At 41.2% G+C, this 8,089-nt stretch carries 7 protein-coding genes and 4 pseudogenes; 4 read left to right on the top strand and 7 right to left on the bottom strand.

All coding sequences use genetic code 11. The features are described 5' to 3' along the window. Positions 1-165: 165 nt before the first annotated feature. From O9295_RS07455 to O9295_RS27750, 4 genes and pseudogenes are all read left to right on the top strand, one after another. Positions 166-377 (top strand): annotated as a pseudogene (locus O9295_RS07455) (DUF4277 domain-containing protein). 213 nt (positions 378-590) lie between these two features. Next, positions 591-803: pseudogene (locus O9295_RS07460) on the top strand (IS1634 family transposase); the annotation flags it as partial. A gap of 229 nt (positions 804-1,032) precedes the next feature. Then, positions 1,033-1,243: pseudogene (locus O9295_RS27745) on the top strand (IS1634 family transposase); the annotation flags it as partial. 14 nt (positions 1,244-1,257) lie between these two features. Then, the gene (locus O9295_RS27750; protein ID WP_288032541.1) at positions 1,258-1,704 is read left to right on the top strand and encodes a hypothetical protein; all 447 of its coding nucleotides are present in this window, start codon (positions 1,258-1,260) and stop codon (positions 1,702-1,704) included. Here the strand turns inward: O9295_RS27750 and O9295_RS27755 are convergent. The 7 genes and pseudogenes from O9295_RS27755 to O9295_RS07500 form a co-directional block, all read right to left on the bottom strand. Beyond that, positions 1,636-2,172: a hypothetical protein gene (locus O9295_RS27755; protein ID WP_288032542.1), complete on the bottom strand. Its 537-nt coding sequence runs from the start codon at positions 2,170-2,172 to the stop codon at positions 1,636-1,638. The two genes, O9295_RS27750 and O9295_RS27755, sit on opposite strands and share 69 nt — an antisense overlap. A 138-nt stretch (positions 2,173-2,310) precedes the next feature. Continuing rightward, a complete protein-coding gene (locus O9295_RS27760) occupies positions 2,311-3,030 on the bottom strand; it encodes a hypothetical protein (protein WP_288032543.1) in 720 nt (239 codons plus the stop codon). A 2-nt stretch (positions 3,031-3,032) separates the two neighbouring features. Continuing rightward, positions 3,033-3,413 (bottom strand): annotated as a pseudogene (locus tag O9295_RS07480) (restriction endonuclease); the annotation flags it as partial. Between the two features lie 585 nt (positions 3,414-3,998). Continuing rightward, positions 3,999-4,745 carry a LemA family protein gene (locus tag O9295_RS07485; RefSeq protein WP_288032546.1) on the bottom strand — a complete coding sequence of 249 codons (747 nt, stop codon included), beginning with the start codon at positions 4,743-4,745 and terminating at the stop codon, positions 3,999-4,001. A gap of 54 nt (positions 4,746-4,799) precedes the next feature. After that, complete coding sequence (locus O9295_RS07490; protein WP_288032547.1) at positions 4,800-5,615, bottom strand: TPM domain-containing protein; 816 nt, start codon at positions 5,613-5,615, stop codon at positions 4,800-4,802. Positions 5,616-5,736: 121 nt separating this feature from the next. Further along, positions 5,737-6,801, bottom strand: a complete 1,065-nt coding sequence (locus O9295_RS07495) for a glycosyltransferase family 4 protein (RefSeq protein ID WP_288032548.1) — start codon at positions 6,799-6,801, stop codon at positions 5,737-5,739. Beyond that, positions 6,798-7,892, bottom strand: a complete 1,095-nt coding sequence (locus tag O9295_RS07500) for a HEAT repeat domain-containing protein (RefSeq protein WP_288032549.1) — start codon at positions 7,890-7,892, stop codon at positions 6,798-6,800. The genes O9295_RS07495 and O9295_RS07500 overlap by 4 nt, the downstream gene beginning before the upstream one ends. Positions 7,893-8,089 lie beyond the last annotated feature (197 nt).

Below are 8,089 nucleotides of genomic sequence, written 5' to 3' on the forward strand. Positions count from 1 at the left end.
ATTTTGAGGGGGTCAATTACCTAATTTTCAGGGAAAAAGTCCCTGAATTTACCCCTGATCACTCCCATATCTGGTACTTTTTGAGGGGAAAAAAGTCCAAAAGTCTTATCCAACAAGGTTTTTAGATTTATTCAGCAAGCCCTAGGTATTGATAAAAGAGAAAAAATTAGTTCGGGACAAGTCTTAAAAGCCATGATTCTCAATGGGCTAGAAATGGTGTCACGCCCCTTGTATTTAGTCAATTTTTTGAAGACAAAGCTGTAGAAAAATTATTAGGAGATGAGATTAAAAGTGAATATTTAAACGATGATAAAATTGGTAGATTCTTGGATGAAATTTATCAAATAGGATTGAATAGTTTATTTAGGGTTTGCTGAAAAAGTTTTTCCTGGGGGCAGGGTGTAGGGTGTAGGGTGTAGGGTGTAGGGTTTTACTGATTTTGAGGGGGTCAATTACCCAATTTTCAGGGAAAAAGTACCTGAATTTTCCCCCCGATCACTCCCATATCTGGTACTTTTTGGAAACCAAAAAGTCTAAAAGTCTTATACAACAAGGTTTTTAGATTTATTCAGCAAACCCTATTTATATAAATAGTATTATTAGTGATTAAAAAGTTTCAAATAGAAACAAAATATTCTCATTTGGATTCCACATCATTTCACCTAGAGGTCGAGTATAAAGGTGAAATAGTGAAAGAAGAAAATGAAAACATAATCAAAGAAAGACCGATACTAATAACCCAAGGATATTCTCGTGACCATAGACCTGACCTAAAACAATGTGTATTAGATTTGATAGTAAGTAGGGTCTGCTGAAAAAGGTTTTCCTGGGGGCAGGGTGTGGGGTGTGGGGTGTGGGGTGTAGGGTGTGGGGTTTTAGCGATTTTGAGGGGGTCAATTACCTAATTTTCAGGGAAAAAGTCCAGGGATTTTACCCCCGATCACTCCAATGGTTGGCACTTTTTGAGGGAAAAAAAGTCTAAAAGGTTTACCCAACAAGGTTTTTAGATTTATTCAGCAAACCCTAAGTAATGATGGGGATTTACCATTATTTATGAGAACGGGAGATGGAAATGAATCAGATAAAGCCCTATTTGGTCAGATATATATTAGTAGAGTTCAAGAGACGAATAAATTTAGATAGTATAATGGTAGCAGATAGGTCCTTATATAGTCAAGAAAACCTGAAAATAATAGAGGATTTGAACTGGATAACCAGAGTACCATTAACTATTAAAAAGGCCAATTAATTCAATCTGTGTCAATAGAATCACTAAAAAACTTAGAAACCCTAGAACCGGTCGAAAAAGAACTAATAGTAAAGCCACAAAAAAAAGGCTATAAATGGAAAGAAACAATAGTTAATTATGGGGGAGTAAAACAAAGATGGTTAATTGTAGAAAGTGAATCAAGAAAGAAAAGTGATTGGCAAAGGCTAGAAGAAAAAATTAAAAAAGAAGAATCAAAAGCTGAAAAGTTACTCAGGAAATTAGAAAAAGAAGAATTGGAAAATCTAGCGGTCGTTCAAGATAAATTGAATCAGATAAATAAGTTGCTTAAATTAGCCTTAATTAAGGAGGTTCAAGTTATTGAAATAGTTTCAAATTCTCGGCTAAAACCGATAAATTTAAACTATTTAAATCTGGGTTTTTATCGGTCTTTTTTCATCCCAAAATATCAAGGAGGAATAAAATTCTCTGCCTAGGTAAGAATTGAGAAGCTGTAAGGTTTTTTGAGCGGTATCTAAATCATCTAAGCTTAAAAAGTAAACAGTATCATCGAAAATAACGGGTTGATTTTGATAGGTTAATATAAGGTTAAAATTCAGTTTTTTATAAAGTCCAGAAATGGCGATTTTAAAAGGAGAGAAGCTGTAAGAACCCACACCAAATATGCAAAAGTCTGGCTGATTTTGATAAATTTTGCTCTTTCTGTCTAGAAAATAATTTTTATGATTAACTAAATATTGCCAAGTTTTTGGTGCTATATCCCGTATATTTTCTGTAGATTCACCGATAAACTTCTGAGTTACCAAAATGTATTTATTGATAACCTTTAGGCGATTTTGTGCCACATCTGAACCTTTAAGGAGAGGATAAAGATAGGTGGGTTCAAGATTAACGACTTCCTTTAAACCATTGACAAAAATTCCATTAACTAACTGCAATTCCATGACTTTTGAGCAATCATGTTTAATTCCTGAACGCCATTTTTCTTGAGGATGCTTATGATATAAATATTTTAATCTAGTAAAAGCATTTAAATCTCTGACTAGGATATTATTTTGATAACCAATGCGCTGAAATTCCCCTTACTCAAAACTATTGAAAACATCACAAAAATAATTTTCTGAATGAGAATCAAATTGACAAAACAGAAGACAAGCATCTACATTAGCTTGAAAATATTTTTGAGTATTGATCGGATAAATTGCCGAGTAAACGAGATTAATTTTGTGAGTATAGATATAGTTTAAAATTTTTCTAGATACGGCCGTTTTACAGATAATTGCCAGATAAGCTGAACGATGATTAAGACATTCAATCAATTTAATTAACATCCATTCTGAAATATCAAAGTTACTTTTTCCTGTGATAGCATCTAAACCCTGATAACCTTGAAAGTTACTTTTTTGCGGTAAATTTTTTCCGTTAATAAGTCCTTGTTTTGAGTTGGTTATCCAAGGTAGATTCCCCAGGAATAAAATATTTTCTGTCCATGGTTGAGTCAGAGAATAACAGTCACAATCAAAAAAATTCTTCTGTTCAACTTGTATTCTTTTATCTTGGCATATTTGCCGATCTTGATTAATCTGAGTGATATAATTAGGATTAATTTCAAAGCCGAGGATTTTTTCAGTTTGTTTAAAGGTAAGTGCTGCTGCTTTTAAAAAGTTACCTATACCACAAGTTGGCTCAATAATAACATCGGGGTTAACATGAATTTGCCATAATTTTTGACAAATCTTTTCGGTTAACTCCGGGGGAGTTTGAAAGTCTCCATATTCAATTTTAACCTGAGAAGCTTGCATCACTAATTCTCTCTATAAATGGCTATTAATCCTTCTTCTTGACCGGCAAGATCGATTACCCTAGTATATTGTAATCTCCATTGTAAGGCATTAGAAATAGTTAAAAAACCTTGCCCCAGGGGATGAACAAGAATTTCATCAGCTATATTGGCCGCTTCCATTTCATCAACAGGTAAGTTTTTCTCTAAAATAAAAGCAATTAAATCATCTTTGTTTCCCTGATTGTTTAAGATGTTGCGGATACCACGAGTCATCTGGAAATCGGCTGTTCTTTCGGCACTGACAAAAATTGTCCTGATAATTCTTAAACTGGCAGTACGATTTAGGCTATCATCTAACTTTTCATAAACAAAAATAATTAAGGAATATCCCAGTCCAAAAATTTAGCGTGAAGATTCTTGATGTTGAGATTCCAAAGCTGAGAAGACAGCTGCCTCGTTACATAACAATTCTTGGTTCAATCTTGCCATAGATCATACAGGGTTTAAATCAACTCTAGCAGCAAAATTTATCTAAGTAGGGTTTGCTGAAAAAGCTTTTCCTAGGGGCAGGGTGTGGCCCCCCCAACCCCCCCGACATCGGGGGGGCAGGTGGGGTGTGGGGTTTTACCGATTTTCAGGTGGTCAATTACCTAATTTTCAGGGAAAAAGTCCAGGAATTTTCCCCCCAATCACTCCAAAGGTCGGCACTTTTTGAGGGAAAACAAGTCTAAAAGTCTTATCCAACAAGGTTTTTAGATTTATTCAGCAAACCCTAAGTAACTAAGCAAAATTAAGATCGAATCTGTTTTGACTTTGTGTTCTTTGTGCCTCCGTGGTTGATCCCGAACCCTTCTGGGATAACCCGATAGAAAAGTTTATGCTAGGCTAGATTTAACCGGACTACTCCACTACTGCACGACAAAAATATCGATCGATCCGGTCTAAATTTTTAATTCCTGTAACTAATCCCTCGATACTATCAGGGTTTCATTTCGTGGCATGGAAAAAGGACTGCTGGTGAAATCCCCAAGCTTTAGCGAGGAGCGAGGTGGGAAATGCTTGGACTTGCTGGTTATAAGCTTGTACCGCCTGATTGTATCGCATCCGTTCCACCGCTAGGCGGTTCTCCGTGCCTGCCATTTCGTACTGGAGGTTGATATACAGTTGGCTAGACTGTAACTGCGGATTCGTTGCGGCATACTGGTGGAAACGTGCGATCGCCTGATCGATTTTGGCAATAGCAGCGGCTTTTTGTGCGGGGGTTAGTGCTTGCAAATAGGACTGACGGGATTGCACCAGCAAGGTGACTAAGGCTTTTTCCTGTTGGGCAGATGCTTGTGTGACGCTGACGAGATTGGGGATGAGATCCGCACGCCGCTGGATTTGGTTTTCCACTTGCGCCCAGGCTGCATTTACTCTTGAGGCAGAACTCACCAGGGTATTATATGTCCACATTCCCGAAAGCGCAATCACCCCTATTATACCTACCCCCACAGATAGCAATCTCTGGCGTTGTTGTGTCGCCTTCTTCTGTCGCTCTAACTTTTGCTGGCGTTGCCTCTGAACTTCCCGAATCGCTTGTTGGATAAATTCAGCCGGAATCCGCACTTCTTTTGCAGCCTCTACTAATTCCGACTCGGCGAAGCTCTGCGTGTAATCAGCATAGTATCGCGAGGCAAGTTCTAGCACCTCTGGCACAATTTCTTCAGGAATGCGAATTTCTTCGTCGTTCATGGCTAACCTTAGAAAATTTCCAAAAGATTCACTGTGTTTGATCACAAACAGCCATTACCAACTGTCCCCAGCACCACCGCCGCCGCTATCTCCACCACCAAAACTACTGCCGCCGCTATCTCCGCCACCAAAACTACTGCCACCACTATCTCCGCCACCAAAACTACTGCCGCCGCTATCTCCACCACTAAAACTACTGCCGCCGCTAATTAGATAGAGGCTAATCCTATATATCAGGTAAAAAATAACCAAACCGCCGCCAATAGCAACACCTAACCACATCCAGAAATGTACTCCTCGGCTATTATTCTGGGGGGTATCTTGAGTCAACTCTTTACTCAAGGATGGTTCTAAGGAGACAATTATGGCTCTGGTCGCTGCCAAAGTCCCGCCATCAAAATCTTTTTGCCGGAAGCGCGGCGTTATCTGTGTCTCGATAATATTGCCAACTTTCCCATCGGGTAAAATCCCCTCTACTCCATATCCTGTCTCAATTTCTACGCGGCGGTCTTTGACTGAAATCAAAAATAGCACGCCGTTATCTTGGCCTTTTTTGCCAATTTTCCAATAGTTGAAAAGGTTGGTCGTAAACTCTTTAGGAGAGGCGGCGGGAGCAGTTTCCGGTACAGTTACCACTGCTATTTCCGCTCCGTTTTTGGCTTCTAACCGAGCGATCATCTGGTTCAGTTGGGTTTCTGTTTCCGGTTGAAGAATCTCGGCTTTATCTGTCACCCATCCCCCGGAAACCTGTCGAGGATTGGGTACTTCTTGAACCGTCAGAGCTAGGCCAGGACAAGGAACTAGGAAAAAAGCTACGCAGAGCGAACCTAGCCAAATAACTGGATGAGGTTTAACTACTAAAGCTTTCATGACTTTAACCTCCGGTGAGTAGATATTTGTGCCTTTCTGTTGCTGTATGGTGACAGAAAGGCACTCTCGAACCATATCGCTGCTTCTATTATATTAGACTCCAGCTAAAAACCCTGCTCCCTCACTGACAAAAAATTTCTTCAAACCAATTAATAGCTCGATTTGCCAAAGCTTCTAGGGAATATTTTTGCTCGACTACTGCACGACAAAAATATCGATCGATCTGGTTTAAATTTTTAATTCCTGTAACTAATCCCTCGATACTATCGGGTTCAACTAAAAAACCAGTTTTTCCATCTTCGATAATTTCTACCGGACCACCGCGACGATAGGCAACTACGGGAACACCACAGGCTAAAGCTTCAATAGCCACGTTACCAAAAGCCTCAACCCAGCGCGGGGTCATCAACAGGCCAAAACAGTCGCCTAGCTCTTTTTGTAGGCTCTCAGTGGGCAAAAACCCGCGATAATCGACTAAATCGAAACTATAGGTATCCTGTAAATTTTGCCAGTAGAGAGGATCGGAAATATGACCGAAAACCCGTAAAGGCACACCTAACTGTTGACAAGCGGCGATCGCATCTTCTAAAGCTTTTTCTGGGGCAATCCGTCCCACCCAGGCTAGACAGGGGGAGGAATCGGCCCGAAACTGATACAAAGATAGGTCTAAACCATTAGCCAAACAGCGATAGGGGGGAGAGAGGGAGAAAGTTTCCGCTTGGGCGAGGGTGTGAAAAGCCAGTAAATGGGGAAAATTGCTGTAGGTTTTTTCAATAATATGATCCATCGCCAAAGAAACGGAAGCCATGCTGACTAAATGGGCGACGGGAGTGGCAAAAAAAGGAGTGAGATAAAAAGGGAGCCAATCGTAGGCAAAATTAATAATTAAATCGTACTGATTTTGTATCTGTTGGGCGTAGTGCCACATATTGGCCAAAACGGCATTTTCGGGCATTAAAATCGGGGCTTGCCGGCCCTGACTTTGGGCGGAAATCTGGGCATTTCCTGCTACAGTGATTAAGGGAATATCATGCAACTGCGAGGCTTCTGGAGCCACTACCCGCACCAGATAGCCTTGCCTGGTCAGAGTGCGAGCGAGATTATAAAGAGTTAATTCTACGCCACCGCCGCCCCCCGAACCCAAAAATCCCACGGGGGTGGAGATAAATAACAGTTTTCGACTCAATTTTGCACCTCTGTGGGTGTGGTTTCAGTGAAGGAAGTATCCTGTACGTCATCATCTTCCGGTTCACCAGTGGTTTCTAGGGGAGCAATATCTAAACGGGGCGGTAATTGCAGATTTAACTGTCTGATTGCCCAGCGTGCTGTTTCTTGCACTTCTTCATCGGAATCATCGAGGGCATGACAAATTAATTGACTGATCTGAGACATGATATCGTAGAGTCTGGTTAAATCCCGAATGGCATTTTTCCGCACCTGCGGATTTTTATCCTGGAGGGAGATAGCCAAAGCTTGGTTCATCGGTCGCAGGGAGCGGGTACAGATTTGAGCGAGGGCTTCTAGGGTTAAACTGCGTTCGTAGGAATCCCCATCCACCATACTATCGACTAAAGGCTGCATTGCCCTAGAATCAGACATCTGTGCTAGTTTCCAAACCGCCCTTCTACGGGTACGGGGATCGTCATCGCGCAGACTTTCAATCAAACTCAGGATTAAGTCGGCGTTCGGAATACGGGAGGTAGCTTGTACGGGCAAAGAAGAAGCGAAATCATCCTCCCAATTGTCATTAATCTCACTGCTGGTTTTGGTGTCCGCACCGAAGGAATTGCCATTGCCCTCAAAAGAGTTGTCGGGTGGGTTTTTAGGATTGACGTAAGTTGTCTTTTTGCGCGGTTTTGAGGCTTTGCCCTTGGGACGATATTGAAAGAAAAGCGATAGTAAAGCTGCCAATAAAGCGATGGATAACAGAGCCGAGCCAGCAATTAACGGTATTGGTGAAGTCTCATTTCCGGCGGCTGCGTTGGCGGCCGCGGCGTTTTGACTTAGATACTTCTGGGTATTAGCGATCGCATTTTGAGCAAATGTATCGTTCGGACGTTGTGCCAGAGCTTGTTGAAATTTTTCTAAGGCGAGTTGGTAATTTCTTTGGGCTGTAGCTTCGTAACCAGCTTTCATCAACTGATCGTAAGTGGCGACAGTCTGGGGTTGCTCTAACCTAGGTGGAGTTTGAGCGTTAGCCGTGGGTAAAGTCTGGAAATTATGACCCCAACTGCTCACACCGATAGCTAACAAAAATAGGAAATTGGGTTTGATCATAGAATTAATGTAACTGTTTAGGGGGGGGGTAAAAGTTATGATAGCCTAAAAGCCATAATTGACATCCTCGCCGCCGTAAAACGGACGGCGATTCCCAAACCTCACGATTTGGGTTTCTGCTTCTTTCCCGAAGGATTTTTCGCACCTGCCTTAACAGATTTACTCTGTTCTGGTCTTATGGTCGCTCTACAGACTGA

Origin of the sequence: Microcystis sp. LE18-22.4A, from assembly GCF_027531105.1 — a bacterium.
Lineage (GTDB): Bacteria > Cyanobacteriota > Cyanobacteriia > Cyanobacteriales > Microcystaceae > Microcystis > Microcystis aeruginosa.

Excerpts from the sequence above, each read along its gene's own strand:
- O9295_RS27755 (WP_288032542.1), bottom strand. The coding sequence starts at position 2,172 with ATGGAATTGCAGTTAGTTAATGGAATTTTTGTCAATGGTTTAAAGGAA.
- O9295_RS27760 (WP_288032543.1), bottom strand. The coding sequence starts at position 3,030 with ATGCAAGCTTCTCAGGTTAAAATTGAATATGGAGACTTTCAAACTCCC.
- O9295_RS07485 (WP_288032546.1), bottom strand. The coding sequence starts at position 4,745 with ATGAACGACGAAGAAATTCGCATTCCTGAAGAAATTGTGCCAGAGGTG.
- O9295_RS07490 (WP_288032547.1), bottom strand. The coding sequence starts at position 5,615 with ATGAAAGCTTTAGTAGTTAAACCTCATCCAGTTATTTGGCTAGGTTCG.
- O9295_RS07500 (WP_288032549.1), bottom strand. The coding sequence starts at position 7,892 with ATGATCAAACCCAATTTCCTATTTTTGTTAGCTATCGGTGTGAGCAGT.